General features: G+C 65.9%; 1 protein-coding gene. It reads left to right on the top strand.

From position 1 onward, the window contains the following. On the top strand, positions 1-1,410 hold a 1,410-nt coding region (gene ahcY, locus ACFZAT_RS33330), incomplete at its 5' end, for an adenosylhomocysteinase (protein WP_391269699.1). Positions 1,411-1,414: the final 4 nt, after the last annotated feature.

Below are 1,414 nucleotides of genomic sequence, written 5' to 3' on the forward strand. Positions count from 1 at the left end.
CTTGCCGCTTTCGGGCGGAAGGAGATCACTTTGGCCGAGCATGAGATGCCCGGTCTGATGTCGATCCGCAAGGAGTACGCCGCAGCGCAGCCGCTGGCGGGTGCCCGGATCACCGGTTCGCTGCACATGACCGTGCAGACGGCGGTGCTGATCGAGACGCTGGTCGCGCTGGGTGCCGAGGTCCGCTGGGCCTCCTGCAACATCTTCTCGACCCAGGACCACGCGGCCGCCGCGATCGCGGTCGGTCCGAACGGCACTCCCGAGGCGCCGGCGGGTGTGCCGGTGTTCGCCTGGAAGGGGGAGACGCTGGAGGAGTACTGGTGGTGCACGGAGCAGGCGCTGACCTGGCCGAACACGCCGACCGGTGGTCCGAACATGATTCTGGACGATGGTGGCGACGCCACGCTTCTCGTCCACAAGGGCGTCGAGTTCGAGAAGGCCGGTGCGGCTCCGGACCCGGCGACGGCGGACAGTGAGGAGTTCGCGCAGATCCTGACGCTGCTGAACCGGACGCTGGGTGAGTCGCCGCAGAAGTGGACGCAGCTGGCGTCCGAGATCCGTGGTGTGACGGAGGAGACCACGACCGGTGTCCACCGCCTGTACGAGATGCACCGTGACGGGAGCCTGTTGTTCCCGGCGATCAACGTGAACGACGCGGTGACGAAGTCGAAGTTCGACAACAAGTACGGCTGCCGTCACTCGCTGATCGACGGTATCAACCGTGCCACCGATGTCCTGATCGGCGGGAAGACGGCCGTCGTGTGCGGCTACGGCGACGTCGGCAAGGGCTGCGCGGAGTCCCTCCGGGGCCAGGGCGCCCGCGTGATCATCACCGAGATCGACCCGATCTGCGCGTTGCAGGCGGCGATGGACGGTTACCAGGTCGCGACTCTCGACGATGTGGTGGAGCAGGCCGACATCTTCGTCACGACGACGGGCAACAAGGACATCATCATGGCCTCGGACATGGCCAGGATGAAGCACCAGGCGATCGTCGGGAACATCGGTCACTTCGACAACGAGATCGACATGGCCGGTCTGGCGAAGATCGACGGCATCGTCAAGGACGAGGTCAAGCCGCAGGTCCACACCTGGACGTTCGCCGACGGCAAGGTCCTGATCGTGCTCTCCGAGGGCCGCCTGCTGAACCTGGGCAACGCGACGGGTCACCCGTCGTTCGTGATGTCGAACTCGTTCGCGGACCAGACGCTGGCCCAGATCGAGCTGTTCACGAAGCCCGAGGAGTACCCGACCGACGTGTACGTGCTGCCCAAGCACCTCGACGAGAAGGTCGCCCGCCTCCACCTCGACGCGCTCGGCGTGAAGCTCACGACGCTCCGTCCGGAGCAGGCTTCGTACATCGGTGTCGAGGTCGACGGCCCGTACAAGCCCGACCACTACCGCTACTGACCCC

Source organism: Streptomyces sp. NPDC008163, from assembly GCF_042956885.1.
In the GTDB taxonomy this organism is placed as follows: Bacteria; Actinomycetota; Actinomycetes; order Streptomycetales; family Streptomycetaceae; genus Streptomyces; species Streptomyces drozdowiczii_A.